The 25,416-nt window shown below is 68.6% G+C and carries 23 protein-coding genes; 9 read left to right on the top strand and 14 right to left on the bottom strand.

The features are described from left to right. Positions 1-3 precede the first annotated feature (3 nt). Both RWO82_RS05650 and RWO82_RS05655 read right to left on the bottom strand, forming a co-directional pair. A complete protein-coding gene (locus RWO82_RS05650; protein WP_314424521.1) occupies positions 4-1,242 on the bottom strand; it encodes a hypothetical protein in 1,239 nt (412 codons plus the stop codon). Next, positions 1,239-2,069: an NAD(P)H-hydrate dehydratase gene (locus tag RWO82_RS05655; protein WP_314424523.1), complete on the bottom strand. Its 831-nt coding sequence runs from the start codon at positions 2,067-2,069 to the stop codon at positions 1,239-1,241. The genes RWO82_RS05650 and RWO82_RS05655 overlap by 4 nt, the downstream gene beginning before the upstream one ends. A 57-nt stretch (positions 2,070-2,126) precedes the next feature. On the opposite strand from RWO82_RS05655, the gene RWO82_RS05660 reads away from it, so the two are divergent. After that, on the top strand, positions 2,127-3,194 hold the full coding sequence (locus RWO82_RS05660; protein WP_314424525.1) for an NADH:flavin oxidoreductase/NADH oxidase: 1,068 nt from the start codon (positions 2,127-2,129) through the stop codon (positions 3,192-3,194). A gap of 67 nt (positions 3,195-3,261) precedes the next feature. Here RWO82_RS05660 and RWO82_RS05665 read toward each other — a convergent pair whose 3' ends face one another. The 3 genes from RWO82_RS05665 to RWO82_RS05675 all read right to left on the bottom strand — a co-directional run bounded on the left by RWO82_RS05665 (position 3,262) and on the right by RWO82_RS05675 (position 7,240). Then, a complete protein-coding gene (locus RWO82_RS05665) occupies positions 3,262-4,323 on the bottom strand; it encodes a hemolysin family protein (RefSeq protein ID WP_314424528.1) in 1,062 nt (353 codons plus the stop codon). Beyond that, positions 4,320-5,636, bottom strand: a complete 1,317-nt coding sequence (locus RWO82_RS05670; protein WP_314424531.1) for a hemolysin family protein — start codon at positions 5,634-5,636, stop codon at positions 4,320-4,322. Before RWO82_RS05670 ends, RWO82_RS05665 begins: the two co-directional genes overlap by 4 nt. A 149-nt stretch (positions 5,637-5,785) precedes the next feature. Continuing rightward, the gene (locus RWO82_RS05675; RefSeq protein ID WP_314424534.1) at positions 5,786-7,240 is read right to left on the bottom strand and encodes a GuaB1 family IMP dehydrogenase-related protein; all 1,455 of its coding nucleotides are present in this window, start codon (positions 7,238-7,240) and stop codon (positions 5,786-5,788) included. Positions 7,241-7,401: 161 nt separating this feature from the next. On the opposite strand from RWO82_RS05675, the gene RWO82_RS05680 reads away from it, so the two are divergent. Next, entirely contained in the window at positions 7,402-11,082 is a 3,681-nt protein-coding gene (locus tag RWO82_RS05680; protein WP_314424536.1) for a multifunctional oxoglutarate decarboxylase/oxoglutarate dehydrogenase thiamine pyrophosphate-binding subunit/dihydrolipoyllysine-residue succinyltransferase subunit, read from the top strand. 85 nt (positions 11,083-11,167) lie between these two features. On the opposite strand, the gene RWO82_RS05685 is transcribed toward RWO82_RS05680, so the two are convergent. The 3 genes from RWO82_RS05685 to RWO82_RS05695 are packed head-to-tail and all read right to left on the bottom strand — an operon-like array spanning position 11,168 to position 13,411. Continuing rightward, positions 11,168-12,472: a GNAT family N-acetyltransferase gene (locus RWO82_RS05685; RefSeq protein ID WP_314424537.1), complete on the bottom strand. Its 1,305-nt coding sequence runs from the start codon at positions 12,470-12,472 to the stop codon at positions 11,168-11,170. A gap of 34 nt (positions 12,473-12,506) precedes the next feature. Next, positions 12,507-12,752: a zf-HC2 domain-containing protein gene (locus RWO82_RS05690; RefSeq protein WP_314424538.1), complete on the bottom strand. Its 246-nt coding sequence runs from the start codon at positions 12,750-12,752 to the stop codon at positions 12,507-12,509. Beyond that, entirely contained in the window at positions 12,749-13,411 is a 663-nt protein-coding gene (locus tag RWO82_RS05695; RefSeq protein WP_399540721.1) for a sigma-70 family RNA polymerase sigma factor, read from the bottom strand. The genes RWO82_RS05690 and RWO82_RS05695 overlap by 4 nt, the downstream gene beginning before the upstream one ends. A gap of 69 nt (positions 13,412-13,480) precedes the next feature. Between RWO82_RS05695 and aroA the strand changes: the two genes are divergently transcribed. From aroA to bcp, 3 genes are read left to right on the top strand one after another with little or no spacing between them, the layout of a single operon-like run. Beyond that, complete coding sequence (gene aroA, locus RWO82_RS05700; RefSeq protein ID WP_314424540.1) at positions 13,481-14,806, top strand: 3-phosphoshikimate 1-carboxyvinyltransferase; 1,326 nt, start codon at positions 13,481-13,483, stop codon at positions 14,804-14,806. Next, positions 14,803-15,873, top strand: a complete 1,071-nt coding sequence (gene rsgA, locus RWO82_RS05705) for a ribosome small subunit-dependent GTPase A (protein ID WP_314424542.1) — start codon at positions 14,803-14,805, stop codon at positions 15,871-15,873. Before aroA ends, rsgA begins: the two co-directional genes overlap by 4 nt. 9 nt (positions 15,874-15,882) lie before the next feature. After that, positions 15,883-16,356: a thioredoxin-dependent thiol peroxidase gene (gene bcp / locus RWO82_RS05710; RefSeq protein WP_314424544.1), complete on the top strand. Its 474-nt coding sequence runs from the start codon at positions 15,883-15,885 to the stop codon at positions 16,354-16,356. A gap of 16 nt (positions 16,357-16,372) precedes the next feature. On the opposite strand, the gene RWO82_RS05715 is transcribed toward bcp, so the two are convergent. Further along, positions 16,373-16,756, bottom strand: a complete 384-nt coding sequence (locus RWO82_RS05715; RefSeq protein ID WP_314424545.1) for a hypothetical protein — start codon at positions 16,754-16,756, stop codon at positions 16,373-16,375. Between the two features lie 235 nt (positions 16,757-16,991). On the opposite strand from RWO82_RS05715, the gene RWO82_RS05720 reads away from it, so the two are divergent. Then, entirely contained in the window at positions 16,992-17,240 is a 249-nt protein-coding gene (locus RWO82_RS05720; protein ID WP_017203224.1) for a WhiB family transcriptional regulator, read from the top strand. Between the two features lie 64 nt (positions 17,241-17,304). On the opposite strand, the gene RWO82_RS05725 is transcribed toward RWO82_RS05720, so the two are convergent. Both RWO82_RS05725 and RWO82_RS05730 read right to left on the bottom strand, forming a co-directional pair. Further along, positions 17,305-18,786, bottom strand: coding sequence for a histidine kinase N-terminal domain-containing protein (locus RWO82_RS05725; RefSeq protein ID WP_314424565.1), 1,482 nt, complete (start codon positions 18,784-18,786; stop codon positions 17,305-17,307). 24 nt (positions 18,787-18,810) lie between these two features. Continuing rightward, a complete protein-coding gene (locus tag RWO82_RS05730; RefSeq protein WP_314424568.1) occupies positions 18,811-19,197 on the bottom strand; it encodes an Rv3235 family protein in 387 nt (128 codons plus the stop codon). A gap of 80 nt (positions 19,198-19,277) precedes the next feature. Between RWO82_RS05730 and RWO82_RS05735 the strand changes: the two genes are divergently transcribed. Continuing rightward, positions 19,278-19,928 (top strand): hypothetical protein, encoded by a 651-nt coding sequence (locus RWO82_RS05735; RefSeq protein WP_314424571.1) that lies wholly within the window; start codon positions 19,278-19,280, stop codon positions 19,926-19,928. Here RWO82_RS05735 and RWO82_RS05740 read toward each other — a convergent pair. Next, the gene (locus tag RWO82_RS05740) at positions 19,916-20,194 is read right to left on the bottom strand and encodes a helix-turn-helix domain-containing protein (protein ID WP_314424574.1); all 279 of its coding nucleotides are present in this window, start codon (positions 20,192-20,194) and stop codon (positions 19,916-19,918) included. The two genes, RWO82_RS05735 and RWO82_RS05740, sit on opposite strands and share 13 nt — an antisense overlap. 97 nt (positions 20,195-20,291) lie before the next feature. Between RWO82_RS05740 and RWO82_RS05745 the strand changes: the two genes are divergently transcribed. Beyond that, on the top strand, positions 20,292-20,915 hold the full coding sequence (locus tag RWO82_RS05745) for an SAF domain-containing protein (protein ID WP_314424577.1): 624 nt from the start codon (positions 20,292-20,294) through the stop codon (positions 20,913-20,915). Further along, a complete protein-coding gene (locus RWO82_RS05750; protein ID WP_314424580.1) occupies positions 20,912-22,156 on the top strand; it encodes a P-loop NTPase in 1,245 nt (414 codons plus the stop codon). Before RWO82_RS05745 ends, RWO82_RS05750 begins: the two co-directional genes overlap by 4 nt. On the opposite strand, the gene RWO82_RS05755 is transcribed toward RWO82_RS05750, so the two are convergent. Both RWO82_RS05755 and RWO82_RS05760 read right to left on the bottom strand, forming a co-directional pair. Next, positions 22,077-23,306: a pyridoxal phosphate-dependent aminotransferase gene (locus tag RWO82_RS05755; protein WP_314424581.1), complete on the bottom strand. Its 1,230-nt coding sequence runs from the start codon at positions 23,304-23,306 to the stop codon at positions 22,077-22,079. The two genes, RWO82_RS05750 and RWO82_RS05755, sit on opposite strands and share 80 nt — an antisense overlap. 67 nt (positions 23,307-23,373) lie before the next feature. After that, a partial coding sequence (locus RWO82_RS05760) for a preprotein translocase subunit SecA (RefSeq protein WP_314424584.1) occupies positions 23,374-25,416 on the bottom strand: 2,043 nt, incomplete at its 5' end.

Below are 25,416 nucleotides of genomic sequence, written 5' to 3' on the forward strand. Positions count from 1 at the left end.
GGGTCACTCCCTGGTTGCGGTGGTGGTTGTGGTGGGAACTCGGATGAGAGCGCGGATGCCGACGACGAGCGCGGACACGAGCAGGAGGTTGCGGACGGTCAGGATCACCACCGGCAGCAGATCCGCGCGCAGGAGGGCGTCGTATGTGAGCGGGTACACCACGCACGTGAGCGCACACAGCGCCAGCACCGTCGCGGAGGGCACGCCGGCTCGTGCGCGATCGAGCACGAACCAGAGGATCACCGGCGCGATCACCCAGGTCGCGAACTGAGGCGAACCGACCTTGTTCATCACGATCAGAGCGAGCACCAGGGAGTGCGCGAGGGGCGGGAAGAGGCGTGAGAAGGATGCTCCTCGCATGGCCTTGATCGCGCCGACTCCCGTCACCGCCACGACCAGAACGATCATGAGCGGGGTCAGCGCGGCGGCGACGGGTTCCGCGCCCGGGGCGACGATCTGGAAGGTGAGGATCTCGAAGCTGTACTCGATGCTCGCCGCGCCCGCCACGGCCGCCCAGAGGAACGGCGTCGCCGCGACGGCCTCGATCTGCAGGCCGCGCCCCGTCTGCGCCGTGAGGAACCCGAAGATCTCGCTGTCGGCCCCGCACAGGAGGAGCGCGAGGAGGATGCCCGCCGTCACGGCGGCCGCCGTGACGAGCACGCGCATGCGGTGTCGCGACGCCACGACCGCTGCGAAGACGAGTGCCGCGGGCCAGATCTTGACCCAGGCGCCGATCGTGAGCAGTGCGGCGGCGACAGCCGGGCGCCGGGTGAGCCAGAGACCGCCGACCACCGCCAGCGGCACCGCGATCGCGTCGATCCGGTACATCGCGATCGGTCCGAGCAGGAGGAGAGCCGCGACCCAGAACCATGCACCGGCCCGGCACTGCGAGGACGCGGACCGCCCGGTCAGCGAAGCGAACGCGAGCGCATCGAGCACCGTGACGAGAGTCGCCCAGGCGACCAGATACGCCCCGGAGGCACCCATCGTCGCCACCAGCGGCAGGGACATCATCTTCGCGAGCAGCATCGGCACCAGGGCCAGCTGCGGGTAGACCCACGTCTGAGTGACACCGACGACGGGGCCGCCGTTCAGCGCGGACGTCGCCCAGGGCTCGTACACGAGCACCACGTCGCCCATCGGCTGACTCGGATACATCCATCCGGCGATCGCGACCGCGACGTGCACCGCGACGAACGCACACCACAGGACCACGACGTGCGTCGCTGAGCGCCGCCTCACGCGAGGAGATCCGCGATCGCGCGCGGCAGTGCCTGCGCGACATCGAGTGCGACGATCGGATGCCCCGCGCCGTCGCCGTCGGTCTCCGACGCGATGCGGGCGGCATGTCCGTGCAGCCAGGCGCCTGCCGCGGCCACATCCGCGACCGGTGCTTCGGGGTTCGCAGCGAGCAGAGCGCCGAGCACCCCGCCCAGCACGTCGCCGGTGCCCGCTGTCGCGAGCCACCCGGTCCCCGCGCCCACCGTGCGCACTGCTCCGTCCGAAGAGGCGATGAGCGTCTCCGCTCCCTTGAGGAGCACGGTGCACCCGAGCGCAGCCGCCATGGTCGACGCAGCCCGCGCCCTGTCGGAGTCCGACCGCAGTCCGAGCCTGTCGCCGAGTCGCTCGAACTCGCGCGCGTGGGGAGTCAGCAGCAGCGGCGCGGACGCATCCGCGGCGAGGTCCAGCGCGCCGGCATCGACCACGACCGGCACCTCGCCGTCGAGGATGGCGCGCAGCTCCCGCTCCTCCGCATCGGTTCGCGCTGTCGGATCGGTTCCCGAGCCGATCACCCAGGCCCCGACTCGCGCGCCCTCGGCGTTCGCGCTCACGACCGTCTCCGGGCGCCGTGCGATCACTCCTTCGGCCGCGCGACCTTCCCCGATGTATCGGACGAATCCCGCACCGGCGCGCCATGCCGCCTCGACACCGAGCACCGCCGCCCCCGGATACGCGGACGACCCCGTGCGCAGACCCACCACGCCACGCGAGTACTTGTCGTCGGATGCCCCCGGCGCCCGCACGAACCTCGCGGAATCGTCTCGGGACCAGTCGCGTGCATCGGGCATGACTCCACGTTAGTCGTCCGGCCCTCACTCGCTCCCGGCGACGGTAACGTCGGAGACGTGAGCATCCTCTTCTCTCCGATCAGCATCCGTTCGACCACGTTCCGCAATCGACTCTGGGTCTCCCCCATGTGCATGTACAGCGCCGTCGACGGGGTCGTGCAGGAGTGGCACCACACGCATCTGGCCCAGTTCGCCTCGGGCGGAGCGGGTCTGATCCTCGCCGAGGCGACCGCCGTGGTCCCCGAGGGCCGCATCTCTCCGCGCGACGCCGGCCTGTGGAACGACGAGCAGCGCGACGCCTGGGCGCCGATCGTCGCCGCGATCCACGACCGCGGGGCAGCCGCAGGCATCCAGCTCGCGCATGCCGGCCGCAAGGCGTCGACGTGGTGGCCGTGGGCCGAGGAGCGCGGGTCGGTTCCCGTCCCCGAGGGCGGATGGACCACGACGGCTCCGTCCGCCGTGGCGTTCGATGGTTTCGCCGTTCCGGAACAGCTCGACTCCGCGGGGATCGAGCGCGTGGTCGAGGCCTTCGGAACGGCGGCGCGTCGAGCACTGGACGCGGGTTTCGACGTGCTCGAGATCCACGGCGCGCACGGCTATCTCCTGCATCAGTTCCTCTCGCCCCTGTCGAACCTGCGTGAGGACGACTACGGCGGATCGCTCGAGAACCGGGCCCGTCTGCTGCTGCGCGTGGTCGACGCGGTCCGCTCGGTGGCCGGCGACTCCGTGCCGGTGTTCGTGCGCATCTCTGCGACCGACCATGCGGAGGGCGGATTCGACGAGGCCGAAGCGGCCGTCGTCGGCGAATGGGCCACCGAGCACGGGGCGGACCTCATCGACGTCTCGAGTGGCGGGCTCGTCGCGCACCAGCAGATCAGCGTGCACCCCGGCTATCAGGTGCCGCTTGCGGCGGCGGTGCGCCAGGGCGGGCGGATCCCGGTCTCGGCCGTCGGGCTCATCACGGCCGCCGAACAGGCGGAGAACGTCCTGGCCGAGGGAGCCGCGGACGCGATCTTCGCGGGACGCGAGTGGTTGCGCGACCCGCACTTCGCCCTGCGGGCGGCTCATGAACTCGGCGCCGAGATCGCGTGGCCGCCGCAGTACGAGCGCGCGCACTGGCGCTGACGGGCGCCTTCGCACGGCGAGAAGCCCTCCGACTCGTCACGAGTCAGAGGGCTTCTCTGCGGGTGGGTCAGTGCCCGCGCACTCGACGCGTCGCGTCCTGGACCTCGCCGACCAGCTCCTCCAGGATGTCCTCGAGGAACAGCACGGCCGTGGTCGCACCGTGGTGATCGCGGACCTTCGCGAGATGACGGCCCGCGCGTCTCATGACGGCGAGAGCGTCCTCGAGATCGGTGTCCTCCTGCACGGGGACCATGTGGTGGATCCGCTTCGACGGCAGGGGTTCGAACAGCTTGGCGGCGGCGTCGGGACCGTCGGAGGCGCGAAGGATGTCCTTCAGGTGGACGTATCCGACGGGAGCGTTCTCGTCGTCGACGATGACGTAGCGCGAGAAGCCGTAGCGCGCGACGGCCTTCTCGATGTCATCGGGGGTCGTGCTCTCCGGGAGGGTCACGAGGTCGCTCAGCGGCACCGCCACGTCTCTCGCCTTCTTGTCGGTGAACTCGACCGCAGCGGCCACCGCTCCGACCGTGTCGGTGAGCACTCCCTCGCGCCGCGACTGATCGACGATCGTCGCGACCTCTTCGAGCGTGAAGGTCGACGCCGCCTCGTTCTTGGGTTCCACCCTGAACAGGCGGAGGACGCCGTTCGCGGCGGCGTTGAGCACCCAGATCACGGGCATGAACGCCTTTGAGACCCACACGAGAGGCGGTGCCAGCAGCAGCACCGCTCGATCGGGAAGAGAGAACGCGAGGTTCTTCGGGACCATCTCGCCGAACACGACGTGCAGGAAGGACACCAGCAGGAGGGCGATCGCGAACGACACTCCGTCGACGACGCCGTCCGACCAGCCCAGTGCATGAAGCGGGGCGGCCAGCAGGTGGTGGATCGCGGGCTCGGACACGTTGAGGATGAGGAGCGAGCAGATCGTGATCCCGAGCTGCGAGGTCGCGAGCATCAGCGTCGCGTGCTCCATGGCGTACAGCGCCGTCTTCGCGGAGCGCGACCCCTGTTCCGCCTTGGGCTCGATCTGCGAGCGACGGGCCGAGATCACGGCGAACTCGGCGCCGACGAAGAAGGCGTTCGCGATGAGGAGCACCACGAGCCAGGCGATACCTGCCCAATCGTTCATCGGGTCACCTCCTCATCCGCGCTGCGCGGACCGGCCACGTATCGCACCCGATCCACCCGTCGTCCGTCCATCCGCACCACTTGGAGTGCGCCCGTGTCGAGGGGCACCTCGTCGCCGACCACCGGCACCCTCTCGAGGACGCTCATGACGTAACCGCCGACGGTGTCGTACACATCGCCTTCCGGCACATCGACTCCGGCTCTGCGGCGCAGCTCGTCCGGACGCAGCTCGCCCGGGAAGGTCACGCCGTCGCGGCCGACCACGACGCCCGCTCTCATGCGGTCGTGCTCGTCGACGACCTCCCCGACGATCTCCTCCACGAGGTCCTCCAGGGTCACGAGACCGGCCGTGCCGCCGTATTCGTCGACGACGACGGCGAGCTGGTAGCCGCGCGCCCGCAGCTCGGTGATGAGGCTGTCGACGTGCGCCGTCTCCGGCACCCGCAGCGGCTCCGTCGAGAGAGCTCCGACGGGCACTTCTGCTCGGCGCTCTCTCGGCACCGAGATCGCGGCCTTGAGGTGCACGACGCCGGTGATGTCGTCGAAGTCGTCGTCGTACACGGGGAATCGACTGTGTCCCGTGCGGCGGGCGAGCTGGATCACATCGTCGGCGGAGTCGCCGGCCGCGATCGCGTGCATGCTCGGACGTGCGGTCATCACATCGGCGGCGGACAGCCGCGAGAATGTCAGCGTGCGATCGAGCAGGGTCGCGGTGTCGGCCTCGAGCACCCCGGCGCTGGCGGATCGACGCACGAGGGACGAGAGCTCCTCAGCTGTACGGGCTCCGGAGAGCTCCTCCTTGGGCTCGATCCCCATGCTGCGCAGCACGCCGTTGGCGCTGCCGTTGAGCACGACGACCGCGGGCTTGAAGACGGTGGTGAATGCGACCTGGAAGGGCACCACGAGCTTCGCGGTCGCGAGCGGGAGCGCCAGCGCGAAGTTCTTCGGGACGAGCTCGCCCAGGATCATCGACAGGGCTGTCGCGACCACCATGGCCACGACCGTCGCGATGGGCGCGACCGCAGCTTCCGGGAACTTCCACGCGATGAGGGTCGGTCGCAGCAGGTTCGACAGTGCCGGCTCCATCGTGTAGCCCGTGAGGAGGGTCGTGAGCGTGATCCCCAACTGCGCGGCCGACAGGTGCGTGGAGGTGTGGCGCAGAGCGCCGATCGTCATCGCGAGTCGAGACTCTCCGCGAGCCTGACGCGCCTCCAGGTCGGCCCGATCCAGGTTGACGAGGGCGAACTCACTCGCAACGAACAGCCCGGTGCCGATCGTGAGCAGGAGCCCCACGCCCAACAGGATGTAATCCATCAATGTGCCCTCTCGGAATCGAGAGGCGAGCGGTGGGGCGATCTACTGCAACTGGGAGGGTCGTCCATAGTGTGCCGATTCTACGGGATCCCGGCGCCCGACGGGATCGTCACACCCGCGCGACTGTCGCGCCGCGCCGCGCCCGATGCTCACCAGCTGACCGGCAGCGCCTTGCCCTCTTCGTACCCGGCGGCCGACTGCAGCCCCACGAGCGCGCGCTCGTGGAAGTCGGGCACGGAAGCCGCGCCCGCGTAGGTGAACGACGAACGCACGCCCGAGGTGATCATGTCGAGGAGATCCTCCACACCGGGCCGCAGCGGGTCGAGGTAGATCTTGGAGGAGGAGATCCCCTCTGCGAAGAGTTCCTTGCGAGCACGTTCGTAGGCGTCGAGGCGTCCGAATCGGGCCTGCACCGCCTTGGTCGACGCCATGCCCCACGACTCCTTGAAGATGCGACCCTCGGAGTCGGTCTGGAGCTCCCCCGGCGCTTCGATCGTGCCGGCGAACCACGAGCCGACCATGACCGACGCCGCGCCCGCGGCGAGCGCCAGGGCGACGTCGCGCGGGTACCGGACTCCGCCGTCCGCCCACACGTGCGCGCCGAGCTCACGGGCCGCCTCCGCCGTCTCGAGCACGGCCGAGAACTGCGGCCGGCCCACGGCCGTCATCATGCGGGTCGTGCACATCGCCCCGGGTCCGACGCCGACTTTGAGGATCGACGCCCCCGCATCCACGAGGTCCCTCACTCCCTCGGCCGTCACGATGTTTCCGGCGACTATCGGAATACCGGGATTCAATGCCGCGACGTCGGAGAGCGCCCGCAGCATCCCCTCCTGGTGCCCGTGGGCCGTGTCGACCACCAGCACGTCGACGCCTGCGGCGATGAGCGCACGCGCCTTGGCGGCGACATCCCCGTTGATCCCGACGGCCGCCGCGACGGCGAGTCGTCCGTCCGCATCGAGGGCCGGGCGATACAGCGTGGAGCGCAAGGCGCTCCGGACACTCAGCGTGCCGACGAGGTGACCGTGGTGCACGATCGTGACCATCTCGACGCCCGCGTCCGTGATGACGTCGAACGCATGCCGCTCGGATCCGATGTCATCGGCGTCGAGAGACGGCGTGCCGACATGCACGAGGTCGCCGAGCTGAGCGTCGGGCAGAGCGGTCGCGAGCCGCGTCGCCGGCAGGACGCCGAGGATCCGCTCCACCGAGTACGGCGCTGCACCCGCCGCGACGACCACACCGTGCCCGGGGGCGGCGGGCAGCAGGCGCAGCGCCTCGGCGACCGACGCGCTCGGAGGGAACACGATCGGCGTGTCCCACAGCACCGGTTGCGCCTTGACGTCGCGGATGGCCGCGTCGAGGGCCTGCAGCGGCATGTCCTGAGGCAGCACACCCAGCCCTCCCCGCCGGGCGAGCACCGCCGCGAGTCGGGGTCCGGTCACCGAGTTCATGTTCGAGGCGACGAGCGGCAGCGTCGCCGGGGTACCGTCCTGCGGGGCGAGATCGACCTGCAGCCGGCTCGTCACCGCCGACCGTCGCGGAACCAGGAACACGTCTGAATAGGTCAGATCCACTGTGGGCGACTCACCGGAGAACTCCATGCCTCCACGCTACTCAGATCGGGTGCGCGGCGGCACTCCGCTACGACGATTGCGCAACGAAACAGGTTAGGCTTGGTGGTCGAGAGTGTGCGGACCCGAAACGCATCCTGCGTCGCGGTGTGCACATGTGGAGATTCAGCGATGAAAGAGGGCGATCGAGAGTGTCGAACCAGGTGACCGGCGTCGGGGGCGACGGGGGGTTCGGAGCCAATTCCTGGCTCGTCGAAGAGCTCTACGAGCAGTTCAAGGTGAATCGCGACTCCGTGGACAAGGAGTGGTGGCCGATTCTCGAGAAGTACCAGTCCGATGCCGCCGGCGGCGCGACGTCCCCCGCATCTCCCCCGGCTGCGACCGACCAGAACGCCCACCCGGTGACCGCTCCGATCCCCGTGATCGGCGCCCAGCCCGTCGCTCGCACCACCACTAAGCCCGCCGTGGCCGCGCCGATCCCGGCGCAGGCACCGAAGCCCGCCGCGAAAGAAACGGCGGATCCCGCCGAAGAGGACAGGATCACTCCGCTCCGCGGCCTGCCCAAGACCCTGGCCGCCAACATGGACGAGTCGCTGACGGTACCGACCGCCACGAGCGTGCGCACGGTTCCCGCCAAGCTGATGATCGACAATCGCATCGTCATCAACAACCACATGGCACGCACCCGGGGCGGCAAGATCAGCTTCACCCACCTCATCGGATGGGCCCTGATCCGCACGCTCGACGAGTTCCGGAGCCAGAACGTCTTCTACGCCGAGATCGACGGCAAGCCGTCCGTGGTGGCGCCCGCGCACGTGAACCTCGGCATCGCGATCGACCTGCCGAAGCCCGACGGCACGCGCGCGCTCATGGTCCCCAGCATCAAGCGCGCCGACACGATGTCGTTCAGCGAGTACCTCGTCGCCTACGAGGACCTCGTGACGCGGGCACGCAACAACAAGCTCACCGCAGCCGACTTCCAGGGAACCACGGTCTCGCTGACGAACCCCGGAGGAATCGGCACCGTGCACTCGGTCCCGCGCCTCATGAAGGGCCAGGGGTGCATCATCGGCGCCGGCGCCCTCGAGTACCCGGCGGAGTTCCAGGGCGCGAGCGAGCGCACTCTGAACGAGCTCGCGATCGGAAAGACGATCACGCTCACCAGCACCTACGACCACCGCGTCATCCAGGGTGCGGGTTCCGGCGAGTTCCTCAAGAAGGTGCACGAGCTGCTGATCGGGCAGCGCGGGTTCTACGACGACATCTTCGCCGCGCTGCGCATCCCCTACTCGCCGATCCGCTGGAACCCCGACATCGCGGTCGACCTCGCGGAGCGCGTCGACAAGCAGTCCCGCGTGCAGGAGCTCATCAACTCGTTCCGTGTACGCGGCCACCTCATGGCCGACATCGACCCGCTCGAGTACGTGCAGCGTTCGCACCCCGACCTGGAGATCGAGAGTCACGGCCTCACCTTCTGGGACCTCGACCGCGAGTTCGTCACGGGAGGGTTCGGCGGACGCCGGGTCGCGAAGCTCCGCGACATCCTCGGCGTCCTGCGCGACTCGTACTGCCGCACGCTCGGCATCGAGTACATGCACATCCAGGACCCGGAGCAGCGTCGCTGGTTCCAGGAGAAGGTCGAGGTCAAGTACCAGAAGCCCGGCCACGACGAGCAGCTGCGCGTCCTGCGCAAGCTCAACGAGGCCGAGGCGTTCGAGACGTTCCTCCAGACCAAGTTCGTCGGCCAGAAGCGCTTCTCGCTCGAGGGCGGCGAGTCCCTCGTCCCGCTGCTCGACGAGATCCTCCAGGGCGCTGCGACAGCCGGTCTCGAAGGGGCTGCCATCGGCATGGCCCACCGCGGCCGTCTCAATGTGCTCACGAACATCGCGGGCAAGACGTACGGCCAGGTGTTCCAGGAGTTCGAGGGCACACAGACCCCCGGCAACCAGCGCGGCTCGGGTGACGTGAAGTACCACCTCGGCACCGAGGGCACCTTCGTCGCCGACGACGGGTCCGAGCTCCCCGTCTACCTCGCAGCCAACCCCTCGCACCTCGAGACCGTCGACGGCGTTCTCGAGGGCATCGTCCGCGCCAAGCAGGACCGCAAGCCGATCGGCACCTTCGCCTGGCTGCCGATCCTCGTGCACGGCGACGCGGCGTTCGCGGGCCAGGGCGTGGTCGTCGAGACCCTGCAGATGTCGCAGCTGCGCGGATACCGCACGGGTGGCACGATCCACGTCGTCGTGAACAACCAGGTCGGTTTCACGACCCTCCCCAACGACTCGCGCACCTCGGTGTACTCCACCGATGTCGCCAAGACGATCCAGGCACCGGTGTTCCACGTGAACGGCGATGACCCCGAAGCCGTGATCCACGTCGCCCAGCTCGCGTTCGAGTACCGCGAGCGGTTCCACCGCGACGTCGTGATCGACCTCGTCTGCTACCGCCGTCGTGGTCACAACGAGGGCGACGACCCGTCGATGACGCAGCCGCTCATGACCGACCTCATCCAGGCCAAGCGCTCGGTGCGAAAGCTCTACACCGAGTCGCTCGTCGGTCGCGGAGACATCACCGAGGAGGAGTACGACGAGGCGAAGGCCGACTTCCAGAACCGCCTGGAGATCGCGTTCGCCGAGACGCACGCCGCCGAGACCGGGGCCAACGCCATCGCGGACGAGCTGCCCCCGATGGATGAGCAGGTCGGGGCTCCGGAGATCACCGGTGTCTCGAACGAGGTCATCCAGCTCATCGGCGACGCGTTCGTGAACAAGCCCGAGGGCTTCACGGTGCACCCGAAGCTGCAGCAGCAGCTGGAGAAGCGCCTCGACATGAGCCGCAACGGCAACATCGACTGGGGATTCGGCGAGCTGCTCGCGTTCGGTTCGCTGCTCGTCGAGGGAACCCCCGTGCGCCTCGCCGGACAGGACTCGCGCCGCGGCACGTTCGTGCAGCGTCACGCGACTCTGCACGACCGCGCCAACGGCCAGGAATGGCTGCCGCTGTCCAATCTCTCCGAGTCTCAGGGACGCTTCTTCGTCTACGACTCCCTCCTCAGCGAGTACGCGGCGCTCGGCTTCGAGTACGGGTACTCGGTGGAGGCTCCGGAGGCCCTCGTCCTGTGGGAGGCCCAGTTCGGAGACTTCGTGAACGGCGCCCAGTCCGTCATCGACGAGTACATCTCGGCGGCCGAGCAGAAGTGGGGACAGCAGTCCAGCGTCACGCTGCTCCTCCCCCACGGCTACGAGGGTCAGGGACCCGACCACTCGTCCTCGCGCATCGAACGCTTCCTGCAGATGTGCGCACAGGACAACATGATCGTCGCGCGTCCGTCGACGCCCGCGTCGTACTTCCACCTGCTGCGTCGCCAGGCCTACGCACGTCCGCGCAAGCCGCTCATCGTCTTCACTCCGAAGGCCATGCTGCGCCTGCGCGGGGCGACGAGCCCGGTCGAGGCGTTCACGCAGGGCCGCTTCGAGCCGGTGATCGACGACGGGCGCGGCCTCGACCGCAGTGCCGTCAAGCGTGTGCTCGTGCACTCCGGCAAGGTGCACTGGGATCTCAAGTCGGAACTCGAGAAGAACCCCAACCCGGAGATCGCGCTGGTCAGGCTCGAGCAGCTGTACCCGACCCCGATCGACGCCCTCAAGGCGATCTCGGACTCGTACCCGAACGCCGAACTGGTCTGGGTGCAGGAAGAGCCGGAGAATCAGGGGGCGTGGCCGTTCCTCGCTCTCGCCTTCGCCGACGTGCCCGGCGACCGCTCGTTCCGCACCGTGTGCCGACCGGCCTCTGCATCGCCCGCGACCGGGTCGTCGAAGGTGCATGCGGCCGAGCAGGCGAAGCTGTTGCGCGATGCTCTGACGATCAACTGATCACGACGACGGAAGGGGGCGCCTCGGTGATCGAGGCGCCCCCTTCTCGTTCCTCGCGGGTCGTCACCCCGCGCAGGGCATCGACTCAGTACCAGATGTCGAGCGACGGCGCGGGGAACGAGACGAACGCACGGTCCAGTGCGGAGACCGCCTCAGCGGCGCCGAGGATGCGGCCTGCGCCGTGCAGGGTCGATGCCCGCACTCCGCCCGCATACAGGACCGACAGCGCCGAGACATCGAGCTCCACGTCGGCGGCGCGCCCTTCCGCGGGCGAGACCGTGGCCCGTCCCTGGTCGTCGACGAGCAGCCGCCACGAACCGGCGGTGAAACCCAGTGCATCCTCGACCTGCAGCACGGCATCGAGCGGCGCCGAGTACCGACGCTCCTCGAGCACGGTTCTCACATCGAGGATCCGCAACCACCCGTGGTCGTGCACGGTCTGCGTCACCCCGCGCTGATCGCGGACGAGCCACGGCAACGTGTCATCGATGGGGCGGAGGTCCGCCGTCACCTCGTCGACGAGGTCGTGCTGCAGCGCGAACTGCCACAGTGCGGCGCTGGCTTCAGCAGTGTCGGCGACCAGGAGCCTGACGTGCAGCGAGAAGCGGAAGGACCCGCTGCGCTCGCTCACCACGAACGCCATCGCACCGTGCACGGCTCCCGTGGCGTCGCGGTAGCGCACACCTCGCACCTTGTCGCGATCAGAGTCGCTCGGGGACAGACCTGCCATGCCCTCCCAGCGCGACTTCCACCCGGGTATCTGCCCCGGGCGCGACTCGCGCGCGTTCTCATGCACGGCACCGAGCTCTGCGGCGAGCGTCTCGGCCTCGATGTATTCGAACGACCCCTCCGGCAGGGGGCCCGCCCATCCGGCCCTGCGGGTGTCGACGGCGAAACGGGCGACCGGCAGCGCCGAGCCGAACCCGTAGCGACCGTAGATCGTCGCCTCCGACACGGTGAGCCCCGCGATCGGTATGCCGGCGGCTGCGGCTGCACGCAGTTCGCCCTCCAGGAGCGCACGCGCGATCCCTCGGCGCCTGTGCGTCGCTGAGACGGTCACACCGCTGATCGCCCACATCGGAAGCGTTCCGCCGCCCGGGATCGAGACCGGTGTGACCCAGGAGTCGATCGTCGCGACAGGACGCGCGTGCGCGCCCATCGTCTCGTCGTAGACGCCGACGTTGCGTCGGGCCTCGAGGGCCGGGCGACCGAACCGCAACGCCTCCGCCGTCGGCTCTGCGCCCAGGAACCCGCGTGACGTGGCCCGTTGGAACGACTCGGACGCCACAGGGTCCGCTGTGTCCAGCACGCGATACGTCAGCGACTGGGCCGCGAGGCGGGCGGCGGAATCGGAGTCGGCGGGAAGGGCTCGGAAGTCGATCGCGGTCATGCACCCACCCTACGGGGCGGCATGCCGCGCAGAGTCAGTGCTGAGCCGCCTGGACCTCGCGCAGGCGCGCGAACACCTGGTCGCGAAGCTCCTCGGGAGCCGTCTCCTTGCACGCCCGGGCGACCACCTCTGTCAGCGTCGTGGCGACGAGCGCCTCATCGCGGCACGAGGGACAGTTCTCCAGATGCTCGCGGATCTCCGCGTGCTCCGTGTTGCACACCTCGTTGCGGAGGTACTCCTCCAGGTCCTTTCGGGCTTTGTCGCAGCCGCAGTCGGTCATTTCTTGCTCCTCGGGTCGGCCGCGGAGATTCCCCGCTCTGCGGCGTAGTCGGCCAGCAGCTCCCGCAGCATCCGCCTGCCTCGATGCAGACGGCTCATCACGGTGCCGATGGGTGTCTTCATGATGTCCGCGATCTCCTGATACGCGAATCCCTCGACGTCGGCGAGGTAGACCGCGAGCCGGAAATCCTCCGGCACGGCCTGCAGCGCATCCTTCACCACGGAGGCCGGCATGTGGTCGATGGCCTCGGCCTCGGCGGAGCGCCCGTGCGACGCCGTCGTCGACTCCGCCCCGCCGAGCTGCCAGTCCTCGAGCTCGTCGATGGTCCCCTGGAAGGGCTCCCGCTGCTTCTTGCGGTAGATGTTGATGTAGGTGTTCGTCAGGATGCGGTAGAGCCACGCCTTGAGGTTCGTGCCCTGCGCGAAGGTCGACCACGAGCCGTACGCCTTCACGAAGGTCTCCTGGACGAGATCGGCGGCGTCGGACGGGTTTCGGGTCATACGCATGGCGGCGGCGTACAGCTGATCCATGAAAGGGATCGCCTGTTCCTCGAATTCGCGTCGAGGGTCGCTGACCGTATCGGCGGTTGCGGTGTCATCCATCACCGGCCAGTCTAGGCCGACGATGTCTGCGAACTCGCGTTCCATCGTGTCCAGCATGCTCTCTCCTCCTCACGAGCAGACGCCATTCGGTCGGGCGGCCACTCGCGTTTACTAAGGTGGGAACCGATGAGCGCCAACAGGTATTCCCCCTCCCCTGTCCAGGGTGCCTACATGGCGCCGACGACGACTTCTCCCGTGAGCGCCACAGTGACCGTCCCGGGCTCCAAGTCACTCACGAATCGTGAGCTCATCATCGCCGCCATCGCGGATGGTCCGGGGCGTCTCATCGCCCCTCTGCACTCCGACGACTCGCGTCGCATGGTCGAGGCCTTGCGCGCTCTGGGCGTCGGCGTAGAGGAGGTCGACGGCGACGGCGAATTCGGCCCTGATCTGGTCGTGACGCCCGCGCGACTGGAAGGCGGCTCCACGGTCGACTGCGGCCAGGCCGGGACCGTGATGCGCTTCATCGCACCGCTGGCGGGTCTCGCAGCGCATGACGTGCATCTCACCGCGCACGAGACCGCGCTGCATCGTCCGATGGGCGGCCTGATCAGCGCGCTGCGCGACCTCGGCGTCGACATCGACGACGAGGGCACCTGGGCGCTCCCCTTCACGATCCGCGGCCACGGGCGCATCCGCGGCGGACGCATCGAGATCGACGCATCCGCCTCGAGTCAGTTCGTGTCGGGCCTCCTTCTCGCCGCACCCCGCTTCGACGTCGGTCTGCACCTCGTCCACACGGGAGCGAGGCTTCCGAGCGTGCCCCACATCGACATGACGATCGAGGCGCTGAGCCGCCGCGGCATCCGCATCGAGCGGCCCGCCACCGGCGAGTGGCTCGTCGAAGCGGGCGTTCCCCGAGCGAAAGAGATCCACATAGAGCCTGATCTCTCGAACGCGGCCCCCTTCCTCGCGGCCGCACTCGTGACGGGCGGATCCGTGTCGATACCCGGATGGCCGGTGCACTCGACGCAGCCGGGAGCCCTGCTCCCCGAGATCCTGCACGCGATGGGCGCGCACGTCGGGCGCCACAGCGGCGTTCTCACGGTCAGGGCGGGAAGCGAGATCCGCGGCCTCGACCTCGACCTCTCGGCGGCGAGCGAGCTGACCCCCACGCTCGCGGGGCTGGCCGCCTTCGCGTCGGGACCGACGACGATCCGCGGCATCGGACACATCCGACTCCACGAGACGGATCGCATCGCCGCCCTGATCGCAGACCTCCGCGCTCTCGGCGGCGAGGCCGAAGAACTGCCCGACGGCCTCAGGATCATCCCACGCGCCCTGCACGGCGGCTCATGGGCGGCGTACCACGATCACCGGATGGCGACCACCGGTGCCCTGATCGGCCTTCGCGTGCCGGGGGTGGAGATCGACGACATCGGCACCACCGCCAAGACCCTCCCGGAGTTCACGCTCCTCTGGGAGCGGATGCTGGGAGGCGGAGCGGCGTGAGCTGGCTCGACGAGTCCGACGACCTCGACGGAGACTTCGAGGAGTACGACGAGAGCAGTTTCCGCACGCGCCCCAATCCCAAGGCCAATCGCCCGCGGACCAAACGCCGCCCCGCGCACGACGACGCTCTGATCGGCCGGGTCCTCGGAGTCGACCGTGGCCGCTATTCCGTGCTGATGGGCGAAGACACTCCTGACGAGCACGCGATCACGGCGGTGCGAGCGCGAGAGCTGCGGAGAACCCCGATCGTCACGGGCGATCAGGCTCGCGTCGTGGGAGACACCACGGGAGAAGAAGGAACGCTCGGCCGTATCGTCGGGGTCATGGATCGCACGTCGCTCCTGCGCCGCAGTGCCGATGACACCGACCAGGTCGAGCGCGTCATCGTCGCGAATGCCGATCAGATGCTCATCGTCGTCGCCGCAGCGGATCCGGAGCCGCGTGCGCGACTCGTGGACCGCTACCTCGTCGCCGCGCTCGACGCCGGCATCCGACCTCTCCTGGTCGTCACGAAGACCGATCTCGCGGATCCGAGCGACTTCCTCGCGCACTTCGACGGTCTCGATCTCCGCGTCTTCACGAGTGCACAGGACGAGATGCCCGTCGACCAGATCGGCTCCGCGCTCGTCGGGCATTCGACCGTCTTCGTGGGTCACTCCGGTGTCGGCAAGTCCACGCTGGTCAACGCACTGGTGCCGAGCGCGCTCCGCGCCACCGGCCACGTGAACCAGGTGACGGGACGGGGCCGGCACACCTCGTCGTCGACCGTGTCCCTGCGCTACGAGAGTCCTGAGGGCGCCGGCTGGGTGATCGACACCCCCGGGGTGCGCTCCTTCGGTCTGGGCCATGTGCAACCCGAGAACATCCTGGCCGCGTTCACCGAACTGGCCGAGATCGCCGAGCAGTGCCCGCGCGGGTGCACGCATCTCGCCGACGCGCCCGACTGCGCGCTGATCGAGGCGGCGGAGCGCGGTGAGCTGAGCGAGACGGGGCTGGCCCGTCTGGACTCCCTGCAGCGACTGCTGCAGACGTTCGCGGACAAGGCGGAGCAGGCCCCCGGCCGATAGGCTGAGGGGGTGACTGCGCGCCTCGAACCCGGAACCCCTGCTCCCGACTTCGCCCTCCTCGATCAGGACGGAGCGACAGTGCATCTCTCGGATCTGCGGGGCCAGAAGGTCGTCCTCTACTTCTACCCTGCGGCCATGACCCCCGGATGCACCACGCAGGCCTGCGACTTCCGCGACAGCATCTCCTCGCTGCAGGGGGCCGGATACCGCGTCATCGGCATCTCCCGCGATGAGCCCGCGAAGCTCGCGGCATTCCGCGAGCGCGACGGACTCACCTTCACCCTCCTCAGCGACCCCGACCACGCCGTGCATGCGGCGTACGGAACCTGGGGCGAGAAGATGAACTACGGCAAGGTCGTCGAAGGCGTGATCCGCTCGACGTTCGTCATCGACGAAGACGGAACGATCGTGCTGGCTCAGTACAACGTCAAGGCCGCCGGACACGTCGCCCGTCTGCGCACGCAGCTCGGTATCGACTCCTGAACGGAGCGGCGTCCCGTCACTCGACGGGACGCTCGTTCTCAGCGCGCGTGCTCGCGATCAGAAGGCCGACGCACACGACGGCGGGGACCCCTACGGCGAGCGTGAAGATCCACGGGATCGGTTCGAGTGTGAGCGACGCGAGTGCGAGGGCCACGGCGAGGACCTGGAACACGACACCGCCCGAGCGCGCCCACGAACGACCGGCGCGCGCTCCGATCGCGAAGGACACGAGAGCGACGGCTCCCAGGATCGTGAGGACGATCAGGGCGAGCGCGGTGGGCAGCGATGCGGCGTCTCCCGCGCCGAGACCGACGAGCTCGATCAGTGCGAACACGGCGAGTGCCACGCCCTCCGCTGCGAGGACCGCTGCGGCGGCGTACGCGAGGCCTGGTGAACGCACGATGTGTCTCCTGAGAATCGAATGAGAACGAGCGAAACCCTTGATTTCGCCGGTTTCATGTAACAGAATAGACAGCGTCATGTGCTCCCACAGCGGCGTGGGGCGGGCTTCGTGCTCGCATCACAAATGCGGGCATCCGTCCGTATCTCATACAGGGTAGCTGAACCCGATCTGCACCCGAAATCCGAGTACGTCGCGCTGCGACATCTCTTGAAATCCACACCTAGGAGCCCCCATGGACTGGCGCGACAAGGCCGCCTGCCTGACTGTCGATCCCGAACTGTTCTTCCCCGTCGGGAACACCGGTCCGGCCGTCGACCAGATCGAGAAGGCGAAGACCGTCTGCGCCACCTGCACGGTGACCGAGATCTGCCTGCAGTACGCCCTGGAGACGAGCCAGGATTCCGGCGTCTGGGGCGGTCTCTCCGAAGACGAGCGCCGGGCGCTCAAGCGTCGCGCCGCGCGCGCACGACGCGCCTCCTGACTATTCGACAAGCGGCCCGAGACGATGTCTCGGGCCGCTTCGTCGTTTCTCCGGGGCGGGTGAGCTATTTCGTGAGCCACCGCAGCGGGATGTCGATCACGACCTCGGTGCCTTCGCCCTCGCTGCCGTGCCACTCGATGGACCCGCCCAGCTCCCCCTGGATCAGGGTGCGGATGATCTGGGTCCCCAGGCCCTGACCGATGCGCCCCTCGGGAAGGCCGTGCCCCGTGTCACGCACGGTCACTCGAAGGTTCTCCTCGGTGCGGGCCGCGTCGATCGTGACGATCCCCTCCTGCCCCGCGAGACCGTGCTCGACCGCATTCGTGACGACTTCGGTCAGGGCCAGCGCCAGAGGCGTCGCGTACTCGCTCGGCAGCACGCCGAACCGACCGGTCGACTGGGTTCGAGCCCGCGTGTTCGGCGCGGAGGCCACCTCCGCGACCAGCTTGAGGACCCGATGGAAGACCTCGTCGAAATCGACCTTCTGCGTGAGTCCCTGCGCGAGGGTGTCGTGCACCACGGCGATCGAATCCACTCGACGCATCGCCTGCGTGAGCGCATCGCGGGCCTCATCGGAGTGCGTGCGGCGAGCCTGGATGCGCAGCAGAGACGCGACCGTCTGGAGGTTGTTCTTGACGCGGTGGTGGATCTCCCTGATCGTCGCGTCCTTCGTGATGAGTTCCTGTTCCTGGTGACGCAGCTCCGACACGTCGCGGCACAGCAGGATCGCTCCGATCCGAGTGCCATGATCCTTGAGCGGGATCGCGCGCAGCGAGACCGTCACGCCGCGTGCCTCGATGTCGGTCCGCCACGGCGCTCGCCCTGTGACGACGACCGGCAGCGACTCGTCGACCTGCCGCGACGGGGGAACGAGGCGTGTGGTCACCTCGGCGAGCGACTCCCCCTCGAGCTCGTCGTCGAAGCCCATCCGGTTGAAGGCCGAGAGCGCGTTGGGGCTCGCGAACGTGGTGATGCCGTCCACATCGATGCGGATCAAGCCGTCGGACGCGCGCGGAGCGCCGCGGCGTGGCGAGGTCGGAGCGGTGAGGTCCGGAAAGCTCCCGTCCGCGATCATCCTGAACAGGTCGTTCGCGCACTCGTCGAACGTGATCTGCTGACGCGACGGCGTGCGCGCCTCGCCGAGATTCGTGTGCCGTGTGACGACGCCGATCACCGACGGTGCCTGGCCGCTCGGGCGAGCGCTGACGATCGGGACCGCACGGACCCGCGTGGGCGTCTCCTCGAACCAGTCGGGCGATGAGGAGTCGACGATCTCGGCGGCATCGAAGGCCCCCTGCACCTGCGTGCGCCACTGAGGACGCACCCGTTCACCGACGATGTCCCGGTAGAACAGCGTCGCCGCACCGCTCGGTCGCGCGTGAGCGACCGCTATGAACGATCCGTCGTCCGTCTGCACCCAGACGACGATGTCGGCCGAGGCGAGATCGGCGAGGAGCTGGCCGTCACCGGCGAGCCGGTGCAACCATTCGACGTCGTTGTCGGCCAGAAGTCCCTGGGCATGGGCGAGGTCGCTGAGGGTGGACACACCCCCAGCCTAGAACGACTCCGCTCACAGGATCGCCAGAGACGTCGCACGCCACCGACGGTCGAGGCCCTCGAGACGGATCGCGACCGCGCGCGTGCGGCCCGGCCCGGCCACGACCACGACCGCCTCGACCTTGCCGTCGACCGGCTCCGTGACGCGGATCGAGAGCACGGTGAAAGTCGGGCGCGCAGGCGAGACCCCCCTCGCGCTGCGCGCCCTCGCCGACAGATTCGCCCTCGTCACAAGACTGCGGTACGCATCTTCGCTGAACCACCGAGCGAGCTGATCGACTTCCCTCACGCCCGCGAGCACCTCGAGCACGCCCTGCGTGAGACTTCGCAGCAGCGGATGCGGGTCCGGGAGCTCGGCCCGGGGCGTCGGCTGCGGTGCGAAATACTCATGAAGCGTCATCGGCGGCACTCTCGATCGGGGTGGACAGCGCCCAGTAGAGCAGCCGCTCGGGGGCCGATCCGGGGGTTCCTCGAAGGAATGTGGATAACTCGTACGCCGAGAGGGAGGTGGCCTACGGTGGGCGGGTGCACTGGGATCGATTGTTCGAGAACCTCGAAGGGCAGTTGGCCGCCGAGTGGGAGAGCGAGAGGGCTGCGCTCGACGCCGAATCGGAGCGGTTGCGCATCTCGAGACTCGAGCTGCGCACTCGCCTTCGCGTGCTCTGTGCGGAATCCGCGGCGGCCACCCTCGACCTGCCTGGCCACCGGATCCGTGTGCGCCTGCAGTCGCTGGGCGCCGACTGGCTGGCCGCCGCCGTGACGGACGGAGAGCCCTCACGGCCTCGCGCGATGCGGATCGTCCCTCTGGGCGCGATCATGGGCCTGAGCATCGATCACGGCCTGCTCCTGACGAGCCTGGAGGATGCCGGGCAGCCGACCCCCGCGCTGCGGGAGCGGATGACGCTGGGGTTCCTCCTGCGCGACTTCGCGCGTCGGCGCGTGCCCGTGCGGATCATCCTCACCGACGGAGTCGATCTTCACGGCACGGTCGATCGGGCCGGAGCCGATCACCTCGATCTGGCCCTCCACGACCCCGGTGTCGCACGGACGGCGGGAGCGGTCCGAGGATTTCGCGTCGTCCCGTTCGCGGCCGTCGCCTCGATCCAGACGGTGGGCACTCAGATGCCGTGAACGTGCGACGTGCCCCACACCTCGGGGAAGCTGGCCTCGTTGGCCTGTCGCCAGAGCGCCATGCGCCGCGCCTCCTCCGACTGCTCGGCGAGGTAGCCCGCCAGACTCGACTCCTCGACCCGCCAGCGTGCGGGCGAGCCCAGCTTGGAGCCCCGCAGCCGACCCGCCCAGATCAGGTCGATGACCTCGTCCACCTGTATGCACAGCAGTTCGGCGACCTGCGCGGGTGCGAGGAAACGCTGGACGGGCATCGAGGCGTCGGGCATGCGTCCATTGTCCCCCGCTCTCCGTGGCGCGCCCCCTGCGCGCGTGTGCTGTGGATAACTCCCGCTGTTCCTCGTGGATCTCTGTGACCATGACGGCATGGACCTGATGCCTCGATCTCGACGTGCCTTCTGGGGCGATCTCCGATTCCTGATCGGACTGGTGCTGGTGGCCGCGTCGATCGGCGGTGTCTGGCTCGTGGTCTCCTCCTCGACCGCGTCGGACCCGGTGCTGCAGGCCAACCGCACCATCGTGGTCGGTGAGGCGTTGGTGTCGGCGGACTTCCGAGTGGTCGATGTGAACCTCGGCGCAGCGACGGGAGAGTATCTCGCGCCGCACGACCTCTCCCCCGGTCAGGTGGCGCAGCGCACCATCGCCCAGGGAGAGCTCGTTCCACGGACGGCGGCGGAGGACGCCGACACGGTCACGACGACCACCGTGGTGATCGACAGCGCCACGGGGCTTCCGCGCGACCTCGCGCCGGGAGACGTCGTGGAGGTCTGGCACGCGCCGCCCCTCGACCAGGGGCGCACTGCGTACGACTCGCCGCGACTGCTGGTGGCCGACGTCACCGTCTCCGCGGTCACCGAGTCTGAGGGCGTGCTCGCGTCGACGGGAGCCGTCGCCGAGGTGGTGATCGACCGCGCCGATGTCGCAGCCGTGCTCGCCGCGATCACCGGGGGCTCGGCGCTCTCGGTGGTGCCGATCGGGACGGCACCATGACCACGGTGATCGTCGCGATCCCGGAACCGCGGGCCTCGGCGCTCGCCGCCGAACTCCAGATCGAGGGGATCCACGTCGTCGGCATCGTGGCACCGACGTCGTTGTTGCCGCTCCCGGCCGGAGTGGACGCCGCGATCGTCACGGCGACACGCGCAGTCCTGACACCGGCTCTGGTGGCCGCCTGTGATCGGGCGGGCGTGAGGATCGTCCCGCTCGGCGACGCCGAGAGCAGGCTGCTCGGGCGATACGGGCTCATGAACGCCCTGCCCGCAGAAGCCGCGGGGTGGGAGGTGGGGATGGCCCTGGAGGCGGATCCTCCGCGCGCATCACGGCGGCGACCGGACCCGACGCCGCATCGTGTCGTCGCGGTATGGGGTCCCGCGGGGGCGCCCGGCCGGTCGACCCTGGCGATCCAGTTGGCCGTCGAGCTCTCGAGGTCGGGCAGACGGACCGCGCTCATCGATGCGGACACCGTCGCCCCGTCGCTTGCCCTCCTGCTCGGTCTCGGCGACGACGAGCCCGGTATCGCCGCGGCCTGCCGCAGAGCCGACCTCGGCGCTCTCGACGGTGCGGAGCTGTCGCGTCTCGCGACCACGCTCGACACGAGCGCCGGGCAGATCGAGGTGTTCGGCGGGATAAACCGTCCCAGCCGGTGGCCGGAGCTGTCCGCCAGCCGCCTCCAGGAAGCGCTTCGCATCTGCAGGGAGTGGGCAGACGAGACCGTGGTCGACGTGTCCAGCGCCTTCGACGCCGACGACGAAGCCACGTACGATCTCTCCGGTCCCCGACGACACGCCGCGACGTCGATCGTGCTGGCGGAAGCCGACGAGATCGTGGCGGTCGCGTCAGCCGACCCTCTGGGGATCAGCCGATTCCTCCGCGATCACGGAGAGCTCAGTCGGCTCGCCGCTCCGTCCCGCATCCGCGTCGTGGTGAATCGGCTGCGCCCCGGTCCGCTCGGCCTCGACGCACGCGGACAGATCAGGCGCACCCTCGAACGCTTCGCCGGCATCACCGATGTGTCGTTCCTGCCGTTCGATCAGCGCGCCGCCGACGCCTCATTGCTGCACGCTCGGCCGATGACCGACGTCACTCCACGCTCCTCGTTCGTGGCCGCCGTGCGTGCGCTCGCTCACGGATCGGGCGCGGCGCAACCGGGCGCTACGACTGCCGGTAGCTCGAGAGGAAGTTCCCGAGGCGCTCGACGGCTTCGGCGAGGACGCGCGGCTCCGGGAGTGTGACGAGTCGCAGGTGATCGGGCGAGGGCCAGTTGAACCCCGTTCCCTGAACGAGCAGGATGTGCTCGGAGACCAGCAGGTCGTAGACGAGCTTCGCGTCGTCTCTGATCTCGTGCACATTCGGGTCGAGGCGCGGGAAGGCGTACAGAGCGCCCATCGGCTTCACGCACGAGACGCCGGGGATCGACTCGAGCCCTTCCCACGCGACGTCGCGCTGCTCATGCAGGCGTCCGGTCGGAGCGATCAGCGAGTCGATCGACTGCACTCCCCCGAGAGCGGCCTGCACCGCATACTGCGCGGGCACGTTCGGGCAGAGTCGGGTGGACGCCAGCAGGGTGATGCCTTCGAGGAAACCCTTGGCGTGATCCTGGGGACCGGTGATCACGAGCCACCCTGATCGATATCCGGCCACACGATAGGTCTTCGACAGGCCGTTGAACGTCAGGCACAGCAGGTCGGGCGCCAATGTGGCCGTCGGGATGTGCACAGCGCCGTCGAACAGGATGCGGTCGTAGATCTCGTCGGACAGCAGCAGCAGCTGGTGCTCCCGTGCGATCTGCACCATGCCCTCGAGCACCTCGCGGGAGTACACGACGCCTGTGGGGTTGTTGGGGTTGATGATCACCATGGCCTTGGTGCGAGGGGTGATCTTCGAACGGATGTCCTCGAGGTCGGGCTGCCAGCCGTTGTCCTCGTCGCAGACGTAGTGCACGGGTGTGCCATCCGCCAGACTCGTCATGGCCGTCCACAGCGGATAGTCCGGGGCGGGGATGAGGACCTCGTCGCCTTCGTCGAGCAGCGCCTGCATGGTCATCGTGATGAGCTCCGACACTCCGTTGCCGAGGAACACGTCCTCCGGATCGAAGCGCGGGAATCCCTCGATCTCCTCATAGCGGCTCACCACCGCACGACGTGCCGAGATGATGCCCTTGCTGTCGCTGTAGCCATGCGCGGTGGGAAGAGCCGCGAGCATGTCGTGCACGATCTGATGAGGAGCCTCGAACCCGAAGATCGCGGGATTGCCCGTGTTGAGCTTGAGGATCCGGTGCCCTTCGGCCTCCAGACGCGCCGCCTCGACGAGCGTGTTCCCACGGATCTCGTACAGGACGTTCTTGAGCTTCGACGACTGGTCGAAGTTGCGCGTTGGTGTCATTGAGCAAGCCTACAATGACGCGAAGAGGGGCCGATCCCACCGGATCGGCCCCTCTTCGCAGCGCGCTCTACTTCTTCTTCTTGCTCTGCGCGCGCCGCTGCTCGCGGTTGCCGGCAGGTGCCGCCGGGGCCTGCGTGCGCTGCCCGAATGCTCCACGCGGGGCGTCCTCGGGAGCGGACTCCTCCGGCGATGCCTGGCTCGCGGCGGCGGCCTGACGCAGCTTCTCCGTCGCAGCCTGCTGAACGCGTCCGCGGTCGTCGCGCACCTCGACCTCACCGGCGTCGTTCGCGGCGGAGTACTCGAGACGCTGGTCTCCCCCGCCCTCGGCGAGCCCCTTGGCCTCGACCTCGGCCGTCTGCGAGTCGCCTGCCCTGCGCACCTCGACCTCGAGGTTGTAGAGGTACCCGACGGACTCCTCCTTGATCTGGCCCATCATCGACTGGAACATCGCGTACCCCTCGCGCTGATACTCGATCAGCGGATCGCGCTGCGCCATCGCTCGGAGGCCGATGCCGTCCTTCAGGTAGTCCATCTCGTACAGGTGGTCCCGCCACCGGCGATCGAGCACCTGCAGCACGACGCGACGCTCGAGCTCGCGCGTCGCCGCCTCTCCGAGCGACTCCTCGCGCGCTTCATAGGCGATCTTGGCGTCCGACAGCAGCTCTCGCGTGAGACCGTCGGCCGTGATCCCGCCCTTGCGCCCGGCCGCCTCGGAGACGACCTCGTCGATCGTCACGCTGACCGGGTACAGAGTCTTCAGCTCGGTCCACAGAGCGTCGAAGTCCCAGCTCTCGTTGTGGCCCTCGCCGGTGTGATCGCGCACGACGCCGCTGATAGCGTCCTCGATGAAGTGCTGCACACGATCGGCGATGTCGTCGCCCTGCAGGATGTGGCGCCGGTCGGCGTAGATCGCTTCGCGCTGACGGTTCAGGACGTCGTCGTACTTGAGGACGTTCTTGCGCATCTCGGCGTTGCGCGATTCGACCTGCGACTGAGCGCTGCGGATCGCGCGCGACACGAGACCGGACTCGATCGGGACATCGTCGGGGAAGTTCGTGCGCGACAGGATCGCCTCGGCCGCTCCGGACTGGAACAGGCGCATCAGGTCATCCGTGAGGCTCAGGTAGAAACGGCTCTCACCCGGGTCGCCCTGACGCCCCGACCGGCCGCGCAGCTGGTTGTCGATGCGACGCGACTCGTGGCGCTCGGTTCCGAGGACGTAGAGTCCGCCGGCGTCGATCACCTTCTCCGCCTCCTCCGCGACGACGTCCTTCATGGCCTCGTAGGTCTCGTCCCACGCGACCTCGTACTCCTCGGGCGTCTCGACGGGATCGAGGCCCTTGGCCTTGAGCTCCTGGACCGCGAGGAACTCGGCGTTTCCGCCGAGCATGATGTCGGTTCCTCGTCCGGCCATGTTGGTGGCCACCGTGACCGCACCCAGGCGCCCGGCGCGAGCGACGATCTCGGCCTCGCGAGCGTGGTTCTTGGCGTTGAGGACCTCGTGCTTCACGCCCTTCTTGGCGAGGAGCCGCGACAGGTACTCGCTCTTCTCGACGCTCGTGGTTCCCACCAGCACCGGCTGCCCGGTCGCGTGCCTCTCGGCGATGTCCTCCACGACCTGGGCGAACTTGGCGGTCTCGTTCTTGTAGACGAGGTCGGACTGGTCCTTGCGGATCATCGGCCGGTTCGTCGGGATGGGGATGACGCCGAGCTTGTAGGTCGACATGAACTCGGCGGCCTCGGTCTCGGCGGTTCCGGTCATGCCCGCGAGCTTGTCGTAGAGGCGGAAGTAGTTCTGCAGCGTGACGGTGGCGAGGGTCTGGTTCTCCGCCTTGACCGGCACGGCCTCCTTGGCCTCGATGGCCTGGTGGATGCCCTCGTTGTAGCGTCGTCCGACCAGGATGCGACCCGTGTGCTCGTCGACGATCATGACCTCGTCGTTCATGACGACGTAGTCGGTGTCCTTCTTGAACAGCGCCAGCGCCTTGATCGAGTTGTTGAGGAACGAGATCAGGGGCGTGTTCGCCGACTCGTACAGATTGTCGATGCCGAGGTAGTCCTCGACCTTCTCGATGCCGGGCTCGAGCACACCCACAGTGCGCTTCTTCTC

This window comes from uncultured Microbacterium sp., assembly GCF_963521645.1.
GTDB lineage: Bacteria > Actinomycetota > Actinomycetes > Actinomycetales > Microbacteriaceae > Microbacterium.